At 63.3% G+C, this 21,981-nt stretch carries 23 protein-coding genes and 1 tRNA gene; 19 read left to right on the forward strand and 5 right to left on the reverse strand.

The annotated features are described in order from the left end of the window. Positions 1-12: 12 nt before the first annotated feature. The 9 genes from FHT02_RS01950 to FHT02_RS01990 all read left to right on the forward strand — a co-directional run bounded on the left by FHT02_RS01950 (position 13) and on the right by FHT02_RS01990 (position 8,890). Positions 13-750: an isoprenyl transferase gene (locus FHT02_RS01950; RefSeq protein ID WP_184083667.1), complete on the forward strand. Its 738-nt coding sequence runs from the start codon at positions 13-15 to the stop codon at positions 748-750. Continuing rightward, positions 747-1,526, forward strand: coding sequence for a phosphatidate cytidylyltransferase (locus FHT02_RS01955; RefSeq protein ID WP_184083669.1), 780 nt, complete (start codon positions 747-749; stop codon positions 1,524-1,526). Before FHT02_RS01950 ends, FHT02_RS01955 begins: the two co-directional genes overlap by 4 nt. Further along, positions 1,523-2,680, forward strand: a complete 1,158-nt coding sequence (locus tag FHT02_RS01960) for a 1-deoxy-D-xylulose-5-phosphate reductoisomerase (RefSeq protein ID WP_184083671.1) — start codon at positions 1,523-1,525, stop codon at positions 2,678-2,680. The genes FHT02_RS01955 and FHT02_RS01960 overlap by 4 nt, the downstream gene beginning before the upstream one ends. After that, positions 2,677-3,810, forward strand: a complete 1,134-nt coding sequence (locus FHT02_RS01965; protein ID WP_184083673.1) for a M50 family metallopeptidase — start codon at positions 2,677-2,679, stop codon at positions 3,808-3,810. The genes FHT02_RS01960 and FHT02_RS01965 overlap by 4 nt, the downstream gene beginning before the upstream one ends. A gap of 137 nt (positions 3,811-3,947) precedes the next feature. Beyond that, entirely contained in the window at positions 3,948-6,680 is a 2,733-nt protein-coding gene (gene bamA / locus FHT02_RS01970) for an outer membrane protein assembly factor BamA (protein WP_184084233.1), read from the forward strand. Further along, positions 6,680-7,429, forward strand: a complete 750-nt coding sequence (locus FHT02_RS01975) for an OmpH family outer membrane protein (RefSeq protein WP_221239239.1) — start codon at positions 6,680-6,682, stop codon at positions 7,427-7,429. The genes bamA and FHT02_RS01975 overlap by 1 nt, the downstream gene beginning before the upstream one ends. Further along, the gene (gene fabZ, locus FHT02_RS01980; RefSeq protein ID WP_221239240.1) at positions 7,426-7,905 is read left to right on the forward strand and encodes a 3-hydroxyacyl-ACP dehydratase FabZ; all 480 of its coding nucleotides are present in this window, start codon (positions 7,426-7,428) and stop codon (positions 7,903-7,905) included. The genes FHT02_RS01975 and fabZ overlap by 4 nt, the downstream gene beginning before the upstream one ends. A 95-nt stretch (positions 7,906-8,000) precedes the next feature. Next, a complete protein-coding gene (gene rpmE, locus FHT02_RS01985; protein WP_184083675.1) occupies positions 8,001-8,231 on the forward strand; it encodes a 50S ribosomal protein L31 in 231 nt (76 codons plus the stop codon). A 179-nt stretch (positions 8,232-8,410) separates the two neighbouring features. Beyond that, a complete protein-coding gene (locus FHT02_RS01990; RefSeq protein WP_184083677.1) occupies positions 8,411-8,890 on the forward strand; it encodes a hypothetical protein in 480 nt (159 codons plus the stop codon). 51 nt (positions 8,891-8,941) lie between these two features. Here the strand turns inward: FHT02_RS01990 and FHT02_RS01995 are convergent, their stop codons facing one another. Then, positions 8,942-9,193, reverse strand: coding sequence for a hypothetical protein (locus FHT02_RS01995; protein WP_184083679.1), 252 nt, complete (start codon positions 9,191-9,193; stop codon positions 8,942-8,944). A 13-nt stretch (positions 9,194-9,206) separates the two neighbouring features. Then, positions 9,207-9,593, reverse strand: a complete 387-nt coding sequence (locus tag FHT02_RS02000; RefSeq protein ID WP_184083681.1) for a hypothetical protein — start codon at positions 9,591-9,593, stop codon at positions 9,207-9,209. Between the two features lie 201 nt (positions 9,594-9,794). Between FHT02_RS02000 and FHT02_RS02005 the strand changes: the two genes are divergently transcribed. Then, positions 9,795-9,953 (forward strand): hypothetical protein, encoded by a 159-nt coding sequence (locus FHT02_RS02005; protein ID WP_184083683.1) that lies wholly within the window; start codon positions 9,795-9,797, stop codon positions 9,951-9,953. 23 nt (positions 9,954-9,976) lie between these two features. On the opposite strand, the gene FHT02_RS02010 is transcribed toward FHT02_RS02005, so the two are convergent. Continuing rightward, on the reverse strand, positions 9,977-11,083 hold the full coding sequence (locus tag FHT02_RS02010) for an NADH:flavin oxidoreductase/NADH oxidase (protein ID WP_184083685.1): 1,107 nt from the start codon (positions 11,081-11,083) through the stop codon (positions 9,977-9,979). A 78-nt stretch (positions 11,084-11,161) separates the two neighbouring features. After that, a tRNA-Ser gene (locus FHT02_RS02015) sits at positions 11,162-11,251 on the reverse strand. 104 nt (positions 11,252-11,355) lie between these two features. On the opposite strand from FHT02_RS02015, the gene FHT02_RS02020 reads away from it, so the two are divergent. From FHT02_RS02020 to FHT02_RS02060, 9 genes are all read left to right on the forward strand, one after another. Continuing rightward, positions 11,356-12,399 (forward strand): lytic murein transglycosylase, encoded by a 1,044-nt coding sequence (locus FHT02_RS02020; protein ID WP_184083687.1) that lies wholly within the window; start codon positions 11,356-11,358, stop codon positions 12,397-12,399. Further along, positions 12,383-13,291, forward strand: coding sequence for an SPOR domain-containing protein (locus FHT02_RS02025; RefSeq protein WP_184083689.1), 909 nt, complete (start codon positions 12,383-12,385; stop codon positions 13,289-13,291). The genes FHT02_RS02020 and FHT02_RS02025 overlap by 17 nt, the downstream gene beginning before the upstream one ends. Before the next feature lie 29 nt (positions 13,292-13,320). Further along, entirely contained in the window at positions 13,321-14,481 is a 1,161-nt protein-coding gene (locus FHT02_RS02030; protein WP_184083691.1) for a D-alanyl-D-alanine carboxypeptidase family protein, read from the forward strand. Positions 14,482-14,525: 44 nt separating this feature from the next. Beyond that, positions 14,526-15,500, forward strand: coding sequence for an AAA family ATPase (locus tag FHT02_RS02035; protein WP_184083693.1), 975 nt, complete (start codon positions 14,526-14,528; stop codon positions 15,498-15,500). Between the two features lie 64 nt (positions 15,501-15,564). Continuing rightward, positions 15,565-17,070 carry a methionine--tRNA ligase gene (gene metG / locus FHT02_RS02040; RefSeq protein ID WP_184083695.1) on the forward strand — a complete coding sequence of 502 codons (1,506 nt, stop codon included), beginning with the start codon at positions 15,565-15,567 and terminating at the stop codon, positions 17,068-17,070. Next, entirely contained in the window at positions 17,067-17,849 is a 783-nt protein-coding gene (locus FHT02_RS02045; protein ID WP_184083697.1) for a TatD family hydrolase, read from the forward strand. Before metG ends, FHT02_RS02045 begins: the two co-directional genes overlap by 4 nt. A 66-nt stretch (positions 17,850-17,915) precedes the next feature. After that, positions 17,916-18,686, forward strand: coding sequence for an MBL fold metallo-hydrolase (locus tag FHT02_RS02050; protein WP_184083699.1), 771 nt, complete (start codon positions 17,916-17,918; stop codon positions 18,684-18,686). Then, positions 18,683-19,336, forward strand: a complete 654-nt coding sequence (locus tag FHT02_RS02055; RefSeq protein WP_184083701.1) for a TIGR02281 family clan AA aspartic protease — start codon at positions 18,683-18,685, stop codon at positions 19,334-19,336. Before FHT02_RS02050 ends, FHT02_RS02055 begins: the two co-directional genes overlap by 4 nt. 470 nt (positions 19,337-19,806) lie before the next feature. Next, positions 19,807-21,117: a glycoside hydrolase 5 family protein gene (locus FHT02_RS02060; RefSeq protein ID WP_221239241.1), complete on the forward strand. Its 1,311-nt coding sequence runs from the start codon at positions 19,807-19,809 to the stop codon at positions 21,115-21,117. Positions 21,118-21,313: 196 nt separating this feature from the next. Here the strand turns inward: FHT02_RS02060 and FHT02_RS02065 are convergent, their stop codons facing one another. Next, positions 21,314-21,904 carry a cysteine hydrolase family protein gene (locus FHT02_RS02065; protein ID WP_184083703.1) on the reverse strand — a complete coding sequence of 197 codons (591 nt, stop codon included), beginning with the start codon at positions 21,902-21,904 and terminating at the stop codon, positions 21,314-21,316. Positions 21,905-21,981 lie beyond the last annotated feature (77 nt).

A 21,981-nucleotide genomic window follows, 5' to 3' on the forward strand; every position in this document is an offset into this window, starting at 1 on the left:
GGTCGGGTGAGGATGTCCGTGGCTGTTAAGCCAGCGCCCCAACTCGCCTCCGCTGCCGTGCCGCGTCATGTTGCGATCATCATGGACGGCAATGGTCGCTGGGCGAAGAAGCGGTTCCTGCCGCGCATCGCCGGGCACAAGCAGGGGGTTGAGGCGGTGCGCCGGATCAGCCGCGCCGCGCGCAAGCTCGGCATCGAGGCACTGACGCTCTACGCCTTTTCTTCGGAGAACTGGCGCCGTCCCGAAGAAGAGGTCCGTGACCTGATGGGGCTGCTCCGGCAGTTCCTCGCCAGCGAACTCGAAGAGCTGATCTCCGAAGGCGTGAAACTGCGCGTGATCGGCGACTGGCGGCGGCTTCAGCCGGATCTGGTGGCGATGATCGACTCCGCGATCGCGCGCACTGCGGACAATCCGGGACCCACGCTGGTGATTGCGCTTAACTACGGCGCACAGGCGGAGATCCTGGCCGCCGCACGGCGGCTTGCCGAGGAGGTGAAGGCTGGCACGCTGGATCCTTCGGCAATCGACGAGCAGCGGTTCGAGGCGGGATTGGAGACAGCGGACCTGCCGCCGCTCGACCTTATGATCCGCACCTCGGGCGAACAGCGCTTGTCGAATTTCCTGCTGTGGCAGGCGGCTTATGCCGAACTGCTGTTCGTCGACACCTTGTGGCCGGATTTCGACGAGGCGGCGCTTGCCGCGGCCATCGAGCAGTTCGGCAAGCGCCAGCGGCGGTTCGGGGGGTTGTGAGCAGCAAGACGTCTGACCTCGGCACGCGTGCGATTGTCGGAGTAGCGCTGGTCGGCCTGGCGGCTGTGGCGCTTTGGGCGGGCGGCCTCGGCTTCTGGCTGATCCTTTCAGTGGCCGGCATCCTGATGATGGGGGAGTGGGCCGGCCTGACGGGCGCGACGCCGCGCCAGCGACGCCTGGCGCAATATACGATGTGCGTTCCCTTTGCGGTCATGGCGCCGGACGTGGCGGCGGGGCCGAGCTTCCTTGCCTTGGGGCTGCTGGTCGGCGCTGTGTTGTTCCTTGGTGCTGCGACGCCGCGGCCGCGCCTTGCGTTCGGTGCGCTCTATGTGGGTCTGCCGGTGTTCGCGCTGCTGATGCTGCGCGAGCGTCAGGATAACGGACTGCTTCTCACCTTTTGGGCAATGGCGCTGGTATGGGCGTGCGACACCGGTGCGTATTTTGCGGGGCGTACGATTGGCGGACCCAAGCTTGCACCGCGGATCAGCCCCAACAAGACCTGGGCCGGCTTCATCGGAGGGCTCATCGCGGGGACGGCGTTCGCCTTTATCTTGGTGCGCTTGTTCGATCTGCCGCTGACGCTAGCGCTCGCGACCCCGCTGCTCGGGGCGCTGTCCCAGGCGGGCGACCTGTACGAGAGTCATTTGAAGCGCCGGGCGGGGGTGAAGGACTCGAGCAATCTGCTTCCCGGGCATGGTGGCGTTCTGGACCGCCTTGACGGGCTGGTGTTCGTCGCGCCGGTCGCCGCTCTGCTGGTGTTCGCGCTCGCCCGATGAAAACAGTCACTATTCTCGGCGCCACCGGCTCGGTCGGAGGGTCAACGCTTGATCTGATCGAGCGCGCGCCCGAAGCGTTCGAAGTGCTGGCGCTTACCGCCAATCGCGATGTCGAAAAGCTTGCCGCCGCCGCGATCCGCACCAATGCGCGCCGCGCGGTGGTGGCCGATGCCGATTGCCTGGAGTCACTACGGGCGGCGCTCGCGGGAACCAGGATCGAAGCCGCCGGTGGCGCGGACGCGGTGTGCGACGCCGCGCGTATGGGTGCCGATTGGACCATGGCGGCCATCGTCGGCACCGCCGGGCTGAAGCCGGTCATGGCGGCGCTGGAAGGGGGCGGCACGATCGCGCTTGCCAACAAGGAATCGCTGGTATCCGCGGGTGCGGTGATGATGGCGGCGGCGCAGCGCTATGGCGCCACGCTGCTGCCGGTCGATTCCGAACATAACGCCGTGTTCCAGTGCCTCGACCGCAGCGCACCCAAGGCCGTGCGGCGGATCATCCTCACCGCGAGCGGAGGGCCGTTCCGTCAGACGCCGCTGGAGGGAATGCAGACAATCACGCCGGCACAGGCAGTGGCGCATCCCAATTGGTCGATGGGCGCCAAGATTTCGGTCGATTCGGCGACGATGATGAACAAGGGGCTCGAACTGATCGAGGCATTCCACTTGTTTCCAGTGGGCGCGGATCGGCTTGACGTGCTGGTTCATGCCCAATCGGTGATCCATTCGATGGTGGAATATGTCGACGGGTCGGTGCTTGCCCAGCTCGGCACGCCTGACATGCGCACGCCGATCGCTTACGCTTTGGCCTGGCCCGAGCGGATGGAGACGCCGTGCGAACGGCTGGATCTCGCCAAGATCGGCAAGCTGGAGTTCGAGGATCCGGATTATGTCCGCTTTCCCGCGCTGCGGCTGGCGCGCGAGGCGCTGGCGGCGGGGGGCGCGCGACCAGCCGTATTGAACGCGGCGAATGAAGTTGCAGTCGCCGGCTTCCTTTCCGGCGCCGTCAAGTTTCTTGAAATTGCCGCAATCGTTGCCGATACGCTGGACCGCTACGATCCGGCCGCCCCGGAGACGCTCGACGCAGTACTTGCGATCGACGCCGAGGCGCGCCGCTATGCGGTCGAGCGTGTGAAGGACTGTGTCGTTTGATCGAATCGCCCGGCTTCCTGCTCACCCTCCTTGCCTTCGCGCTGGTGATCGGGCCGCTCGTTTTCCTCCACGAGATGGGGCATTATCTGGCCGGTCGCTGGTTCGGCGTGAAGGCGGAAGAATTCTCGATCGGGTTTGGCCGCGAACTCGCCGGGATCACGGATCGCCGCGGCACCCGGTGGAAATTCTGCCTGCTGCCGCTGGGTGGCTATGTCCGCTTCGCAGGCGACATGAACCCGGCATCTCAGCCTGCGGCCGACTGGCTGGCGCTGCCGGCGCATGAGCGGGCCCGCACTTTCCAGGCCAAGCACTTGTGGCAGCGCGCGATCATTGTCGCGGCTGGCCCGATCGCCAACTTCGTCATCGCCATTCTGATATTGTCGGCGTTCGCGCTCGCCTATGGCGATAATCGCACGCCGAGCACGGTTGGGTTCCTGTTGCCGGGAAGTGCCGCCGCGCATGCCGGACTTCAGCCCGGAGACCGGATCACAGCGCTGGGTGGCCGGTCTGTCGCGACCTACACCGACATGGTTAAGTACACCCAGCTTCGCCCCGGCGAAGCGGTAACGATCGACTATGAGCGTGCCGGGTCGGCGCGGTCGGTGGATGTCACCATCGGCGTACGGGTCGAACGCGACCGATTTGGCAACGAGTTCCGCATAGGCCGGCTCGGTATCGGTCCGAGCGACCCCGTGCAGCAACCAGTGAACGTGCTCCAGGCGCCGCTGGTGGGGCTGCGCATGACCGGCGACATCATCCAGATGACGCTGGATGGGCTGGGCCAGATCATCACCGGCCGCCGCTCGGTGGCCGAGCTTGGCGGCCCACTCAAGATCGCGCAGGTTTCGGGCGAACGGCTATCCATGGGGCCGACCGAATTCGTTTTTCTGATCGCGCTCATCTCGATTAATCTGGGATTCATCAACCTGTTGCCAGTGCCGGTGCTGGATGGTGGGCATTTGCTGTTCTATGCAGTCGAAGCCGTACGCCGACGCCCGATAGAGCCGCGAGTGATGGAATGGGCCTATCGGGGTGGTCTGATCGCAATTCTGGCGCTGATGCTGCTGGTCACGTTGAATGATCTTGGAGCATTGGGCTTGTGGAAGAACCTGGCCGGCTTGATCGGCTGAAGCGGTTAAGGCAGGGGCGGTATGTTCCGGCGTCGCATGGGCAGCGGCATTTCTCGAAATCCGACTTGGGGTGGGATGTGAATATCAAGACTGGCAATATCGGCACACGCGCAGTGGCGGTGCTTCTCGCGGGCACGATGCTCTCGGGAACGGCACATGCTCAGGCTGCCGGCCGTCCGGCGCCCGCACGCCAGCCCGCTGCCGGGCAAGCTGCGGCCGCTCCGCAAACGGCGCCTGCCGCCCTTGTGGTGCCTGTTCAGGAAGTTCGCACCGTCCGCACGCTGCGCGTCGAAGGCTCGCAGCGTGTCGAGCCAGAGACGGTGCTGTCCTATACCCGGCTGCGGGTCGGCGAGAACTACACCAACGAGACGATCGACCAGGCGATCAAGGACCTGCTCGCCTCCGACCTGCTTGCCGATGTCGAGATCGACGGCGCGCTGAGCGGCGACCTCATCATCCGGATCAAGGAGAATCCGGTGATCAACCGGGTGGTGTTCGAGGGCAACAAGCGCCTGAAGGCCGACAAGATCCAGAAGGAAGTGAAGCTGTCGCCGCGGCAGATCTTCACGCGAACCGCGGTGCGCGCCGATGTCGCGCGCATCGTCGAGCTGTATCGCCGCCAGGGCCGCTTCGCCGCTAACGTGCAGCCTAAGATGGTCAGCCTGGACCAGAACCGCGTCGACGTCATCTTCGAGATCAACGAGGGTCCCAAGTCCAAGGTCCGCCAGATCAACATCATCGGCAACGAGGTGTTCTCCGACGGCGCGTTGCGCGGCGAAATGGCGACGAAGACGTCCAGCCTCAAAAACCTGCTGAGCTCGAACACGTCGTACGACCAGGATCGTCTGGCCTATGACCAGCAGAAGCTGCGTCAGTTCTACCTGACCAACGGTTATGCCGATTTCCGCGTGATCTCGGCCGTGGCGGAGCTCACCCCCGACAAGCGCGACTTCATCATCACCTATGTGGTCGAGGAAGGCCCGCGCTATAAGTTCGGCCCGGTGACGGTCGACAGTGCGATCCGCGATTTCGACGACAAGAAGCTCGCCACCGCGCTAGCGATCAAGGAAGGCGACTGGTACAACGCCAAGGCAGTCGAAGACACGGTCGAACAGCTGAGCGAAACCGCTGGCGCGTTCGGCTATGCCTTTGCCGATGTTAAGCCCGAGTTCCAGCGCGACCGCGAGAGCCTGACGATGACGATGAACTTTCGCATCGCGGAAGCCAATCGTACCTATATCGAGCGGATCGACATCACCGGCAACCGGCAGACCCAGGACAAGGTGATCCGCCGCGAAATGCGCGTGGCCGAGGGCGACGCCTTCAACACCTTCCTGGTCAAGCGTTCGCAGGACCGCATCAACAGCCTTGGTTATTTCCAGGACAAGTTCGAGATCGAGCGCAAGGAAGGCTCGTCACCCGATCGGATCGTGCTGGCGGCCAATGTCGAAGAGCGCGCGAACGGTGAACTGACGCTGTCCGCCGGCTTTTCAAGCCTGGAGCAGTTCATTCTTCAGGCCTCGATCCGCCAGCGCAACTTCCGTGGCAAGGGGCAGACGGTTTCGGCCTCGGTCGATTATTCGAGCTATTCGAAATCGGTCGAGCTGGGCTTCACCGAGCCGTATCTCTTCGATAGCAATGTCGCCCTGGGCGGCACGCTCTTCCGCCGCGATTACAACGCGTTCAACTATATCGGCAGCGACCGTAATACGACCTACAGCCAGGTCTCGACCGGTTTTCAGATCGTCGCGGGCGTGCCGCTTACCGAATATTGGACGCTGTCGGGCCGCTACCAGCTTGCCCAGGATAACGTCACACTCGACAAGAGCAGCTTCTATTCGGACACCAACGGCGACGGTATTCGGGACACCTGCGATCCGCTGATCGCGGGGCGCTATTATTGCGACGCCGTCGGTAACCGCCTGACCTCACTCGTCGGCGTCTCGTTGATTTACGACAGCCTCAACAGCCGTTTGCGTCCGACGCGCGGGCAGCGGCTGACGATCGGCGCGGATTTCGCCGGCCTTGGCGGCGATGTCCGTTACCTGCGTGGCCGTATCGACGGTGATAAATACTGGAACATCGGCAAGGGCTTCATCTTCTCGTTGTCGGCCGAAGGCGGCTACATTCACGCACTCGAGGATAGCCCGGGGGCGGGAAGGGACCCGATCCGGATCACCGACCGCTTCTATCTGGGTGAACCCCAGTTCCGCGGCTTCGACATCCGTGGTGTCGGCCCCCGCGTGCAGCGTATCGGCTATACCGGCGATCCGCTTACCGGCACCCAGCTGCTGGTTGATGACCGCGACCGGATCATCGACGATGCCATCGGCGGCAAGGCATATTACCTGACCAAGGCGGAGCTTGAGATCCCGCTTGGCGCCGGTGCACGCGAACTGGGCTTGCGGCCGTCGATCTATGTGATGGCGGGCAGCCTGTTCAACATCACGCGGCCGCTCAAGACAATCGACTTCACGCAAGCCACGGATGCGGGCGGCAAGTTGCTGTTCAATGCCGATGGTTCGCCGACGTTGCTGCCCAAGGACAACTTCCTGAAGGATGCAGCCGGTAATCAGCTGTACTTTGCAGGGGGGAACACGACCGTGACCACCACGTGCCAGGTCGGCTATGCTGCCGCAGCCGGCCAGCCGTGCGTGGGCACCACCATCAATCCGATCGCGAACAACCCGACGACGCCGTTCTTCGAACGTTATGTCGGTGACTCCGCGCGGCCGCGCCTCTCCATCGGTATCGGCGTCAACTGGAATTCGCCTTTCGGGCCCTTGCGCATCGACGTCGCCAAGGCGCTGCTCAAGAACGAAGGCGACGATAACAAGCTCATCACTTTCAACGTAGGGACTCAGTTCTGATGATCACCAAGAAGTGCATCCTCGCTGCGATGCTCGCCGCTCCAGCGACTCTTGCCATTGCTGCTCCGGTCCAGGCCCAGGTCTCCGGCATCGCCTCGGCAAACCCGGCTGCCGTTGTCGCAAGCTCCAAGGCCCTGACCGCCGCCCACCAGCAGATCTCCACGACCTACAAGGCTGCGTTCGATCAGATGCAGCAGCGCCGCCAGACGCTGGAAAACGAGCTCAAGCCGCTCATCACCCAGATCGACACCAACAAGGACGGTCAGGTCAGCGACGCCGAGCTGTCTGCTGCGCAGACAGCCAAGAACCCGGTGATCGAGCGTATCCGTACGGCACAGACGAATGCCCAGAACGATCTGTCACGCCTCAGCAACCCGGCCGCCCGCGCCGAGCTGTTCGCGATCGAGTCTGTTCTGCGCCAGTATGAGCCGGCGATGATGCGCGTCGTCAACGCGCGCAAGATTTCGGTCGTGCTCGCACCCGAAGTGTTCCAGTATGCACCGGCCTCGGCGGATATCAGCACCGCTATCACTGCGGAGATCGACAAGACCACCCCGACCGTCAGCATTCAGCCCCCGGCCAATTGGCAGCCGTCGCGTGACACGATGACGATCCAGCAGCAGATCGCGCAGGCCGCGCAGATCCGCGCCTATCAGCAGCAGGCGGCACAGCAGGGTGGCGCAGCCCGTCCGGCGGCGGCGCCTGCTGCTCCCGCGGCGAACACCCCGCGCCCGGCTGAACCCCGTTGAGCGAAGCGGAAGCGACCGGCGGCACGAACATCGGCCCGCTCGATATCGGGCGGGTGATGGCGGCGCTTCCGCATCGGTATCCGATGCTGCTGGTCGACCGCGTCGAAGAACTCGTTCTCGACGAGCGCATCGTGGCGATCAAGGCGGTCAGCATGAACGAGGGATTCTTCCAGGGTCACTTTCCTGGTCGCCCCATCATGCCTGGCGTCTTGCAAGTCGAAGCACTCGCGCAAGCTGCGGGCGTGCTGGCAGTGGAGAGCCTTCAGCTCTCCGGCTCTGGCAAGCTGGTCTATTTCATGTCGATAGACGGTGTGAAGTTCCGGAAGCCAGTTGAGCCCGGCGTGCTGCTTCGTCTTGAAGTCAGCTTCATCCAGAAGCGCTCTCGCGTCTGCAAATTCGCCGGCAAGGCATATGTCGAGGGTGAACTCGCCACGGAGTGCGAGTTTACTGCGATGATCGCCGATCCGCCCAAGTAAGCGCATTCATCATGGTTGCGCGCGCCGTGGCTCTTTGCTAGGCGCGCGCATCCGCTGCCGGTCGGAAACCGGCGGCTTTTCCAAGGAATTCGATCGTGAAGACTGACACGCACCCCGACTACCACATGATCAAGGTTCAGATGACCGACGGCACCGTGTACGAGACCCGCTCCACCTGGGGCAAGGAAGGTGACACGATGCAGCTGGAAATCGATCCGCTGGCCCACCCGGCCTGGGTTGGCGGGCGCGGTCAGATGCTCGACCAGGGTGGTCAGGTAGCCCGCTTCAACAAGCGCTTCGGCGGCCTCAGTCTCGGCAAGAAGTAATCGGCGGGGCGTTCTCGCCTCTCGGTTTATTTCGATCCCTGTATCGCGTGTGTTGGCAGCGCCGACCACGCGATGCGGGGATTTTTCGTTTAGAACGTTCCGCAGGTAGGGTCTTCGTGCACGCTTGCCGATGCGCCACATTTAGGTCATGATCCAAGTCATCGCTGAAGGGACCGGTGATGATCAAGGATCTCCTTGCCTGTGCCATTTCGTTGATGCTGGCGGCGCCTGCGATCGCAGGTGATCGACCCGGCGAGAAAGTGGCTGTTTCTTCGGGTACAAGCCGTAAGCAATTGGCTTATGCCCAAGCTGAGCGTTTTGCCTTGCCGCTCGACGTGCGAACGCTGGACGGGCGTTCTTTGGGCAGCAGTGCAGTAATTGCGGCGCCCCGATTTGCAAAGCAGCGATTTGACCTGGCACCTGACGATCTTGACGAGCCGTTCGATGCGATACCCCGCATAACGGAGACAACGGCGGACGACGGGGGCCGCTATGCCGTGAGTGATACGTTGTCCGATTACCGCAAGCCGCGGTTCCGCCGCTCCGCGCTGGGCACGATGCTCACGCTTCGTCTGGACGGAGAGACGGAAAGCCCCGCCTTTAGCGTCGGCGGGGGCGGGGTTGCAGCGGTGGTATGGCAGGCGATGCCGAAATCCTGATCGACGGGATCTGATTGTTCTTATCGCTTTGCGACGGCGGCGCTGGCGCGATCAAGCGTTATCGACCAAGTCCATGAAGTTGCGCGCCGCGTCACGGTCGGCGGGTTCGGCGAATACTTCATCCAAGTCAGGCGCCGCGCCCAGCATGAACATCAGCGACCAGAGAGCAAATCGGCGTGCGCGATCCGTTTCCAGGCCCAACTCCACCTGCATCCGCTCCACGCCGGCGTCCAGCGCAGCGGGGGAAAGCTGTTGCAGGTCGGCCGTCGCGAAGAAGCGGACCATCTGATCATCCAACTGCATGGCGTCGTTCCGCCTAACCGCGCGGCTTTGGCCGATTGCCGCCGCCACGAGGGCCTTCCGGTCCGCGCGGCTTGGGACCGTCGGGACGCCGCGGACGATCTCGCATCGGAGAGCGTCCATCCGCCGCGCGCGGGGCCGGTGCGGGCCGGGCTCCGGCGCTTGCCAGACCGACCGAGTAGCCTTCCTTCAGCAGCTTGGTGAATGCGCCGCGGACATTGGTCAAAATCGCGTCCTGTACCTCCTTGGGCAGGTCTGCGAAGGTGGTGTTGCGATGGATGCTGTTGAGCTCGCGCACCAGCAGATTGGGCAAGCCGTTGGATCCTGCCTTCAACGCATCGACCGAGTCGAGAAATGCGGAGAACAGGATTTCCTGCATCAATTCGGTGGCTGTCTTGGGCATAGCTGGTCCAACGCATGGAGGTAGCCGACAGACGCAAGGAAAACCGTCGCAGGCAGGCACGCCGACTAGCCGCCTCACATGGGCAGTCAAGCGATGGTAGCCGAGCGGCTGCGCTTACAGAACGGTTCTGCCCCTACACCTATGTAATTTCGACGTAATATCAGTTGTGTAAATGCCTCTCCACGCTGCGGAGAGAGCCCCATGACGACGCGTACCCCGGCCCAGGATCTGGAAGAATCAGCGGAACGTGCGAAGAGCCTTGCAGAGGGGCAGGACCTGTCGCTGCGCGCGAGCCAATTGCATCGTATGCAATCCGCCGCCCAATCGTCGCTTCTGCCATTCCCCCTCTTCCGCAACTGAGGGAGGGCTAAGTCGCGGTGGCGCTATTCGCCGCCAAACAGGTTCTTGAAACGATGCGGCTGTGACCGGAGATATTGATCCGGCGCTTTCACTGTTGCGCCGAGATGGGCAGCAGCGTGCCAGGGCCAACGGGGATCGTAGAGCATCGTCCTGGCAAGCGCGATCATGTCAGCCTCGCCCGTGCCCACGATCGCCTCGGCCTGTTCATAGTCGCTGATCAGCCCGACCGCGATCACCGGCATAGCCGTCGCCTGTTTGATGTCCCGGGCAAGCGGGACTTGGTAGCTCGGGCCGACGAGGATTTGCTGACGGGGGTCTAGGCCACCGCTCGACACGTGCACCGCGGCGCATCCGCGGGCCTCAAGCGCCTGAACGAAGGCGATCGACTGTTCGACGTCCCATCCGCCCTCGACCCAGTCCGTTCCGGACAGGCGCATCGTCACCGGACGCTCGGCGGGAAAAGCCGCGCGAACCGCGTCGAACACCTCTAGCGGGAAGCGCATGCGGTTCTCGAGCGATCCGCCATATTCATCGTTGCGGTAGTTGGAGAGCGGTGAAAGAAACTGGTGGAGCAGATAGCCGTGCGCTCCATGCAATTGCACTGCGTCCAGCCCCAGCCGGGCTGAACGGCGTGCCGCAGCCGCGAACGCGTCGCGTACCCGCGCCAGGGCGCTGCGGTCTAGCGCCGTTGGCGCGGTCTCTCCGTCAGAAAAGGGTAGCGCTGAAGGGGCTTCGGTTTGCCAGCCATGGGAATGCGAGGGGCTTAGTTGCTGCCCGCCTTCCCAGGGGCGCGCCGTGGACGCCTTGCGACCAGCATGGGCCAGCTGGATTGCAATTTTCATCGGCAACCAGCGGCGGATACTTTCGACCACCGTCGCCATCGCGGCTTCGGTAGCGTCGTCCCATAAACCGACATCGGCCCATGTGATCCGTCCTTCCGGAACAACGGCCGTCGCCTCAATCGTCAACAGCGCCGCGCCCGAAAGCGCAAGTTGACCGAGATGGATCAGGTGCCAATCGGTCATGCAGCCATCATTCGCCGAATATTGGCACATCGGCGCAATGACGATCCGGTTCGGCAACTCCAGGCCCCCGACGGTGATCGGCTGGAACAGGGCAGGGCGGCGCATCGAGCAGATCCTCTGGTTAGGAGGTGAGAACGCGCTTGCCGCGACAGGGCTTCGCGGGTCAGAAAAGATTCTGACCAGTGGCGGAGAGAGTGGGATTCGAACCCACGGTGAGCTTCCACCCACGGCGGTTTTCAAGACCGCTGCCTTAAACCACTCGGCCATCTCTCCGGGTTGCCCCCGCTAGCCGCTTCTGCGCCGCGCCGCCACAATTTCTTGGCGGATCGTTGCGCTTGGGGGTTCAGCGGGCGGCGCTGCTGTGCCAAACACGGCTCATGTTCGGTTGGCTCAGCGCGTTCGGTAGTTCCTCGGCTTTGGCTTTGAGCCTGGTGGCAAGTGCGCCTACGGGGTCCCCGCCCGCGCAGGATGAAGCAGGGTTCCAGGCCTATCTTGGAACGCTCGCGCGCCAGGCTGAACGAGAAGGAGTCACGCGGCGGACGATCGACTTGGTGATACCGAGCCTGACCTATAACCCACGCGTGGTCGAACTTGATCGCCAGCAGCCCGATGGCGGGCCGAGCGCGGCCATACCGCCCTTTGCACCTTATCGCATCCGCCATGTCGATGCCGCCCGGATATCGCAGGGGCGGACCGCGTATCAGCGCCAGCGCTCACAACTCGCACGCATTGAGCAGGAAAGCGGCGTTCCCGAGTCGATCATGGTGGCGATTTGGGGTCACGAGACAAATTATGGACGCGTGATGGGCGGCTTTGACTTGCCGCGCGCGCTTGCCAGCCTCGCCTATGAAGGGCGGCGGCGCGCGTTGTTCTCGAGCGAGTTCATAGCGACTCTGAAGATGATTGATCGCGGCGTACCGCGCTCCAAGTTGGTGGGAAGCTGGGCGGGGGCATTCGGCGGGCCGCAGTTTCTTCCCAGCGTTTATCTTCGCCTCGCCCGCGATGGCGATGGTGACGGCACTGCCGACATCTGGTCGAGCGAGGCCGACACGCTCGCTTCGATCGCCGCATATTTCGTTAATGCCGGCTGGCGGGCGGGCCAGCCCTGGGGTTTCGCCGTCAGTGTGCCCGCTGGGCTGGACCGCAGCGCGCTGGGTAACCGCACCGCGTCGCCTCGCTGCCCCCGAGTGCATGAGCGTCACAGCCAGTGGAAGACTGTGGCCGAATGGCGCGCGCTCGGCATCGTGCCCACCGGGCGGGGCTGGCCCGCGGACAATGTTCAGGCGACGTTGCTTGAGCCGGACGGCCCAGGCAACACGGCGTATCTGCTCACGGGCAATTATCGAGTGATCCTCGATTATAATTGCTCGAATTTTTACGCGCTGTCGGTAGGATTGCTCGCCGATGAAGTGGAACGCTGACACCGCCGCCCTGCTGCCCCTGTTCGCCTTGTGCGCCGGGTCGCCCGCCTATGCTGCGCAGCGTGCGCCAGCCTTACGCTACGAAGCTGAATTCCCCGGCACTGGCTATGCCCCGCCACAAGCGCAAAACCGTGACGAAGACGGCTTCGCGCCACCAGCATCGGAAGGGCCTAGCGGCTCCTCCAGACCACGCGCCGGCGAGTTCCGGTATGACGAGACCGGCTATGCTGGCGTCCGCAGCGTGGAAGGTGAGGGGGCTGGCGATGCTGCCTCAGTCGCCCGTCACCGATCACTGCCTGGGGGCACTGTGCTGGAGGTGACGTCGCTGGATACCGGCCGCACCATTCTCGTCCTCGTTACCGGTCCGTTGCCGCCGGGCGCTGACCATCCGCTCGACCTTTCCGCCGGCGCTGCGGCTCAGCTCGGCTATGCGCACGGTCAGCGGATCCCGGTTCGCCTGCGCGCGGTGACGCCTTCGGGTCCCGACATGGCCGCGCTTCGATCGGGGACCGCGCCGAGCCCCCGTGCCGACGCCCCCCGGGTGCTTCTTACTGCGCTTCGCAAGCGCCTGCCCGAGGTGTCGCCGGCGCCCCCGCTTCGCGCGGCGGCGGCGCCCATCCGCACACCACCGGCCACGCCGCAGCGTCGCATGGCGTCCACTCCCGTCTCCAAACCGGCAGCAGCCCCCGGCCGCTACGTTGTGCAGGTTGCCGCACTTTCCTCCGCCGGCAACGCACAAGCGCTTGCGCGGAGCATGGGCGGGTTCGTAAAGCAGGGGGGAGGGCTCCACCGCGTGCAGCTTGGCCCGTTCGCTACGCGAACGCAGGCCGAAGCCGCTCGCGGCAGGGCCGCCCGCGCGGGTCATCCAGACGCGCGCGTCATCGCTAATTAGTTCTGACCCCCAAGGGGACTGGTACAGTCATGAAGAAGCTCGCCGCCGCCTCGCTCCTCGCGCTCGCCATCGCGTATCCTACAACCGCGGCAAATCCGCCCTTCGACACGCCGGCACCGATCGCGTATATGGAGGATCTGTCCTCCGGCGCGGTTCTTTACGCCAAGGATGCCGACAGGCGCATACCACCAGCGTCGATGGCCAAGATGATGACGGTCTACGTCGCCTTTGATCTGGTGAAGAAGGGCGAGATCAAGCTCGATCAGCCGATCGAAGTTCGGCCCGAGACTTGGAAGAAGTGGCATTCGCAGGGGTCGACCATGTTCCTGGCCGTGGGCGAGAAGCCGACCGTATCCGATCTGCTCAAGGGGATCGTTACGCTCTCCGGTAATGACGCCTGCGTTGTTCTGGCCGAAGGGATAGCCGGTACCGAAGAGGCATTCGCCAACCTGATGAACCAGCAGGCGCAGCGGATCGGCCTCGCCAACAGCCATTTCGGGAACTCGAACGGCTGGCCCGACGAAGGGCGCACCTATGTCACCGCGCGTGACTTGGCGCACCTCGCAGCCGCGACGATCAAGGACCATCCGGATCTCTACAAGCAGTTCTACTCGCTGCCGAGCTTCACTTGGGGCAAGACGCTCGGTGCCGGCGCCGCGATCAGCCAAGGCAACCGCGATCCGCTGCTTGGCCGCGTCGAAGGCGCGGATGGCCTCAAGACCGGGCACACCGAAGAGGCCGGCTATGGCTTCACCGGCTCGGCCGAACAGGGTGGACGTCGGCTGGTGATGGTCGTCGCCGGTCTCGACAGCTATAGTGGCCGTGCCGACGAGTCGGTGCGTTTTATGAATTGGGGCTTCCGCTCGTGGAAGGCGCGCCCGATCGCGGCCAAGGGCCGCAAGATCGGCGATGTGGACGTGCAGGGCGGAAGCGACACCACCGTTGGCGTGATTGCCCCGCGCGACTTGAACGCCACGGTGCCCGCCGGCACCTCACCGCAGATGCAAGGCAAGATCGTCTATCAGGGGCCTGTCAAAGCGCCGATCAAGGCGGGCGCCCATATCGCCGACTTGGTTGTCGAAACGCCAGGTATGCCCACCCAGACGCTGCCGCTGGTCGCGGAAAAGGAAGTTGGCGAAGCTGGCTTCTTCCGCCGCGCCTGGCAGGGGCTCTGGTCGCTGTTCGCCTGACCCGGCTTTCCTCCCCGCCTGCGGGGAGGAATAGAGGCTTCCTCATGCTGCTCGGCAACCAACCCGCACGCGACGCGCTTGCCGCAGCAATGGCCAGCGGTGCGCTTCACCATGCCTGGCTGTTCGCCGGGCCTGAAGGCGTGGGAAAGGGCAGCTTTGCCCGTATCGCCGCGGCGCGCATGCTTGCCGAGGCGCTGGAACCGCAGAAACTGCATTGTGGCTGGGATGTACCGGAGAATAGTCAGACGGCGCACCTGATCGCGTCAGGCGCCCACCCCGATTTCCGAATCTTGGCAAGGCTCCCCAAAGATCCCGAGAAGCCCGACGAGGCGCTTGCCCGGTCAATCACCATTGCTCAAGTCCGCACGCTCCAGCCGCTGTTCGCCACCAAGCCGGCGCTGTCGCCCCGGCGGGTCATCCTGATCGATGCGATCGACGATCTGGAGCGCGGCGGGGCCAACGCGCTCCTCAAGAACCTGGAGGAGCCGCCTCAGGGCACCATCTTTCTCCTGGTTAGCCACGCTCCGGGACGCCTGCTGCCGACGATCCGTTCACGCTGCCGGCTGCTCCGCTTTGAGGCACTGGAGGAGGGGGATGTCGCGCAGATTTTGCGTGCCAAACTCCCCGACGCGAGCCCCGACGAGATCGATGCACTGATCCGCGCCGGCGAAGGCTCGCCCGGACGCGCGCTTGGTTTCGCAGGTCTGGACCTTGCTGCGCTCGAAGCTGAGATGGAGAAGCTTGCGACCGTCGGCGACCCGTCCAATGCCGTGCGCGCCCGCCTCGCCAAACTGCTGGGGCGCAAGGCGGCGCAACCGCGCTACGAGGCCTTTCTGGATCGCGCCCCCAGTTTCATTGCCCAGCGCGCGAAGGTTCTGGCGGGGCAGCGGTTGCGAATTGCACTGGATGCCCATGGTGCTGCCCGCGACCTGGCTGGTGCTGCCCGCGGCCTGTCGCTCGACGCCGGCGCGACCGTGTTCGAGATGAGCGGCCTGCTCGCGCGGCTAAGTGGGCGCTAGCGGAGAACGCCGTCGGCCTTAGAGGCGTGTTGCCGACATTGCGCGTGATCCCTAAAGCCGACACATGGCGAACCCCTTCTACATCAGCACTGCGATCCACTATCCCAACGGTCGGCCGCATATCGGTCATGCATATGAGATGATCGCCGCCGACGCGATCGCGCGCTTTCAGCGCCAGCATGGCCGCGACGTCTTCTTTCAGACCGGCACCGACGAGCATGGGCTGAAGATGGTTCAGACGGCTCGCGCCCGGGGGATGGAAGCGCGCCAACTTGCCGATGAAATGTCGAGCTATTTCCGCGACATGGCCGATATCCTCGATATTTCTTATGACCGTTTTATCCGTACCTCGGAACCCCAGCACTACGCCGCGTCCCAAGCGATCTGGAAGGCGATGGCCGATGCCGGCGACCTCTATCTCGATCGATATGAAGGCTGGTACTCGGTTCGCGATGAAGCCTTTTACGAGGAAAAGGAGCTGAGCGAAGGCGAGGGGGGGCCAAAGTTGTCACCCCAGGGCACGCCAGTCGAATGGACTGCTGAGGAGACCTGGTTCTTCCGCCTGTCCAAATACCAGCAGCCGCTGCTGGACTTCTACGCGGCCAATCCCGATTTCATTCGGCCTGAATCGCGCCGTAACGAGATTCTTCGCTTCGTCGAGGGCGGGCTGGTCGACCTTTCCGTCAGCCGGACCAGCTTCGATTGGGGCGTGCCGGTGCCCGACAGCCCCGATCACGTCATGTACGTTTGGGTTGACGCGCTGACCAACTACATAACCGGCGCCGGCTATCCGCACGATCCGGAACGGTTCGCAAAATTTTGGCCGGCTGACATCCACTTGATCGGCAAGGACATCGTCCGCTTCCACGCGGTGTATTGGCCTGCCTTCCTGATGTCTGCAAACCTGCCGTTGCCGAAGCAGGTTTTCGGCCACGGCTTCCTGCTCAATCGTGGGGAGAAGATGTCGAAATCGGTCGGCAATGTCGTCGATCCGATGCAACTGGCCGAACTCTACGGGGTCGACGCCCTGCGCTACTTCCTCCTACGGGACGTCAGCTTCGGCAATGACGGTACCTTCAGCGACGAGGCGATCGTCACTCGCGCCAATGCCGATCTCTCCAATAGTTTCGGCAATCTGGCCCAGCGCACGCTCGCCTTTATTGCCAAGAATTGTGAGGGCCAGGTCGAGGAGGGCAGGGCCGATGAGCCCGACGCCGTGCTGTTGACCGAAGTCGACACCGCTTGTGCCGCCTTCAACGCCGCGTTCGAGGATCTTGCGCTCAGCCAGGCGCTTGAGGCGTGGATGGTCGGCGTCTTCGCCTGTAACCAGTATATCGACGCACAGGCACCGTGGACCCTGCGCAAGACCGATCCCGATCGCATGCGCGCGGTGCTCCGTACGCTGATCCGCGCGATCCGCCACCTCGCCACCACGATCCAGCCGGTGATCCCCGGCTCCGCGGCCAAGTTGCTGGCGCAATTGCCCTCGCGGGACGATGACGCCTTCCGTATCGCGCCGCCCACTCCCATCTTTCCGCGGCTGGAGATCCAGCAGACGGAGGGCGCGTGAGGCTAGCCGACAGCCATTGCCACTTGAACTACAAAGGGCTTGTTGAAGAACAGCAGGACGTCCTCGCCCGCGCTCGGGAAAGTGGCGTCGTGGCGATGCTCAATATCTCCACACGCGAGCGTGAATGGGATGACGTCATCGCCGTTGCCGAGCGGGAGCCCGATGTCTGGGCCACGATCGGCATCCACCCGCACGAGGCCGACCAGCATTCGCATGTCGACACTGCGAAGTTGGTCGACCGTGCCCGCCATCCGAAGGTCGTAGGCGTCGGCGAAAGCGGGCTGGACTATTATTACGATCACAGCGACCGCGCGCGCCAGCAGGCCAGCTTCCGCGCCCATCTTGCCGCCTGCCGCGAGACCCAGCTGCCGATCATCGTCCATACCCGCGACGCCGAGGACGACACCGCCGCGATCCTGCGCGACGAGATGGAGAAGGGTGCGTTTCCCGGAGTGATCCACTGCTTCACCGCCAGCGGAGCGTTTGCGGACACCGCGCTGGAACTCGGCTTCTATATCTCCATCTCGGGAATCGTGACCTTCAAGAATGCCCGTGATCTACAGGAAACCGCCGCGCGCCTGCCACTCGGTCGGCTTCTGATCGAAACCGACGCGCCATTCCTTGCGCCGGTGCCTCATCGCGGCAAACCGGGTGAGCCCGCCTTTGTCGCTGATACCTGCCGCTTCCTGGCCGCGCTTCGGGGCGAGGATCCCGACGAGCTGGCAGAGGCTACTCGCCACAACTTCCATCGGCTCTTTGCCAAGACCTTGGCTCGATGAGAAAGCGCGGCATCCGCGTCGACCTGCGCGTACGAGCTGCCTCTACTTCGATGATCCTGAGCTGACATGCTGAAAATACGGCTATTGGGCTCTGGCACGTCTTCTGGCGTGCCTCGCATCGGCAACGATTGGGGGGCGTGCGATCCCGCCGAGCCCCGCAACTGCCGCAGTCGCTCCTCCGCACTTGTGTCCACAGAGACGACCACCATTTTGATCGACACCAGCCCGGACATGCGGGAACAACTGCTTGCGGCAGATGTCAGCGATGTCGACGCGGTGATCTGGACTCACGATCATGCCGACCACACGCACGGCATCGATGATTTGCGCCAACTGATGCATCTGCGCGATGGGACGCCCGTCCGCGGCTTAGCGAGACCTTTCACGCGCGCGCAATTGGAAGCCAAGTTCCATTATGTCTTCCACGGCCGGGGCGGATATCCACCTACTGTAGCGATTGAAGACTTGGCCGACCGTCTGATCATCGGCGACATCGCCATCACGGTCGCCGACCAACCGCACGGAAGTATTTCCTCCGCAGGCATGCGGTTCGAAAACGGCTTCCACTCAATTGGTTATGCGACAGACTTCAACATCATGACGAGCGACATGCGTGCGCTCTATACGAAATTGGACGTCTGGGTGGTCGACGCGCTGCGCCGCGCCCCGCATCCGACGCATCCACATCTGTCTGAAGTGCTGGGCTGGGTAGGGGAGTTGGGGCCCAAACGCACTGCGCTGGTTCATATGGACCACAGCATGGACTATATGCGTCTGGTCGCCGAGCTGCCACAGGGTGTCGAGCCAGGCTATGACGGCCTGGAGATGGTTGCGTGAACGGCTTCGACAACATCAATGCGCTGTGGCTGATCGGCGGTCTGGTGCTGGTGCTGAGCGCCTTGAGTGCGCGGCGGCTGAGCTTTGGGTTCATTCTGAGGTCGCTGCTTTCCTGGGCGCTCATTATCCTGATTGCGATCCTGGCAGTGGCGAACCGCAACGAATTGGCTGCGCTATGGAGTCAGGCGACTGAGCGGCTGGGCATTCAGGATCAACAGGTCGACGGACAGATCGTCCGCATCCGCATGGGTACCGACGGGCATTTCTGGGCGCGCGTCACTATCAATGGCATCCAGCGGCGCATGCTGATTGACAGCGGGGCCACCATCACGGCTGTGTCCGCCGAAACGGCGCAGGCCGCGGATATCTCGGTGAGTGCAGGTATTCCAGTGATGATCGAGACTGCAAACGGCACCGTTGCGGCCCAGCGCGGACGGATCAAGCGGCTTTCGATCGGACCGTTGGAAGCCCAGGACCTGGGCGTGGTAATCTCTGAAAGCTTCGGAAACCTCGACGTGCTCGGCATGAACTTCCTGTCGCGGCTACATAGTTGGCGGGTTGAGAACAACACGCTAATCCTTGAGCCGACCCGAGGCGCGCCGGACCATGGCAAAACCGAGAGGGTACCTGCGCCTCAGCGTCAGCCCTAGGCTGCTTGTTTAACGGCCTTGACGATCAGCTGAAGCACGCGGGCCGCTACATCTGTGAACAGCGGAGTGTCTCTGACGACCGCTGAACGTCTGCAATTGAGTCTTAGTGGACGTGCCATCCTTCAAAAGCGCCCGGCGCTTTACATAATGTGTATTATCGATCAAGCGGGTTAGAGATGAGACGATCGGTCGCGCTTGATATGAGTCGCTATGTGTCGGGAGCTTACCTACCGTAAGCTACTCGCACCGACTGTTAAGTCGGTCGAGCACCAGCGCTAATCGCTGATTATCCAAGCACATGCGGCCAGCAGCCGGTGGTCAAGTCTCCCACGCGCCGCTAAGCGCCGCGCGTGCTATCGATCTCAAATCACGCTCCGCGCCCACTCTCGCGCATCCACGCTCCTCGCGGGCTCCCCTACTTCGTTACGGGTGATGGTGCTACGTGGACTCCAATCGGGCACAATGACGCAGTGAACTGGCCCGAGCTGGATCCGCTGTTCCGCCGCCGGGATCCCGGCGCCGTCGAGCGTCATATGATCTGGTTGCGCGATCATGGCGTCACCTGCATTCGATTGATGCTCGAGTATTGCCAAGGCGAACATCGCTATCTCGAGCGATCTGTCGGCCGCTTCGCGCCGAATATGGTGCAGTTCTGGGACGACTTGTTCGAGTTGCTGGAGAAAGTCGGACTTCGCGTTCTACTGACGCCGTACGACACATTCTTCATGTGGATCCGGTGGCGGCACCATCCCTACAATCGGGCGAATGGTGGCGCGTGCGCAAGCCAGGCTGAATGGCTTACTTGTCCTGAAATGCGTGCAGCGATTAAGCATCGCCTCGCCTTTGCCAGCGATCGGTGGGGCGGCAGCCCGGCCTTGTTCGCCTGGGATATCTGGAACGAGATCCACCCAGCGCATGGCGGCGGGGATCCAGCAACTGCCACGCCGTTCATCGACGACGTTGCGGGCTGGTTGCGGGCTCATGAGATCGAGCGGCGTGGCTACGCAAATCTGCAGACGGTCTCCGTCTTTGGCCCGGAGTTGATCAACAACCCTAGCTTGGCTGAGGCGATCTTCCGGCACCCAGCGCTCGATTTTGCGAACACGCATCTCTACGAGCACGGCACGATCGATGCGCCTGCCGACACGGTCACCCCGGCATTGGCAGTGGCGCGCCTGATGGGCACCGCAGTCGAGGAGGCGGGTACCCGGCCGGTCTTCGATTCCGAACATGGTCCGATCCACAGTTTCAAGGACAAGAAGCGCACCTTACCAGTCGCATTCGATGACGAGTATTTCCGGCACATCCAATGGGCACACCTGGCGAGTGGGGGCGCTGGCGGTGGCATGCGCTGGCCCAACCGGCACCCGCATGTCCTTACCCGCGGAATGCGGGAGGCGCAGGGCGCTTTAGCTCGTTTCCTTCCGCTGATCGATTGGAGTCGTTTCAGGCGCCGCAACCTCTCAAAGGCGCTGCGCTGCGATGACCCCGGGCTTGCCTTGACCGGATGTGGTGATGAGGGCCAGGCGCTCATCTGGACGGTGCGGACGGACAGCCTTTCTCCCCAAGGCACGCTCGCCTCACGTGAAACTGCGCCACTCACCACGCTGAGCATCCCCGGCTTAGCGGACGGCAGCTATGCTGTAACGACCTACGACACGCGCCGGGGCGAAAGCACGGCTTGTTTGGAGGCCAATAGCTTGGGCGGAGTGCTGCGGGTGCCGGTGGGCCCCGTGCATACCGATCTTGCCCTTGCCGTGAGGGCGGTCCAGTTCGCCTGATGCGTGGCGCGATGTAGACCCCATCCCTCCTTTCAGCCTTCGGTGCTTCTGCTGGCAGATGCGTGCGGCACGGCAGGACGTGGTGGAGCGTTGATCGAGATGTAAGTTAGCCCCCCACCCTCAGCTCCGGTTGATAGAACTGCCCACGGGGCGCCCCCTTGCGCCCCCGCGGCGGTTCGGCAAACCATCTTGCATGCTACCGCGCGCTCTCCATCCATTGCCCCACGTCGAGTTCCGCAGTCGACGATGTCTCGGCTTTCATGCTGTTGGCCATGATGTCGAGTGCCCAACGGGTGCGCTGTTCATCTTGGCTAGCGACGCAGTCCGACGGCACCCAGAGATCATACTCGCGCATGTGGGCGTCGGCCGCCGTAAACAGGATGCATATGTCGGCAGAGATACCGGTGACGATCAGGCGCCTTGCACCGAGTTTGGGCAACAGAACGGCGAGGTTAGTCGCATAGAAACCTGAAAACTGCGGTTTGATGACGAAGAAATCATCGTCGTGCGGCTTCAAGCGGTCGACGATTTCTTCCCCCGGCGTTCCCTGACTAAGATCGACCAGCCGCGAGCGCTCTGAGTGCCACTGCCCGAAGTTGTCGTTCACATAGACGATCGGCACGCCGACTTCCCGACACTTGGTGCGGAGTCGGTCGATGGCGTTCGCCGCGCGGGCAACAACGGGGAGCATTTCTACGCCGCCAGGGAAGTCGAGGTCGGTAATCATATCAATGATCAGCAGCGCGCACGAACCGGAAGCAGGAGTTTCGATCTCAGCATTAGCCATTTTTCAAATCCGTGCTTCGCGCGACAGAACGCGGGATCGCGCATGCTGGTCAACGTGCTGGGCGTCGCCGTCGTTCC

Source organism: Sphingomonas xinjiangensis, from assembly GCF_014199255.1.
GTDB classification, from domain to species: Bacteria; Pseudomonadota; Alphaproteobacteria; order Sphingomonadales; family Sphingomonadaceae; genus Sphingomonas; species Sphingomonas xinjiangensis.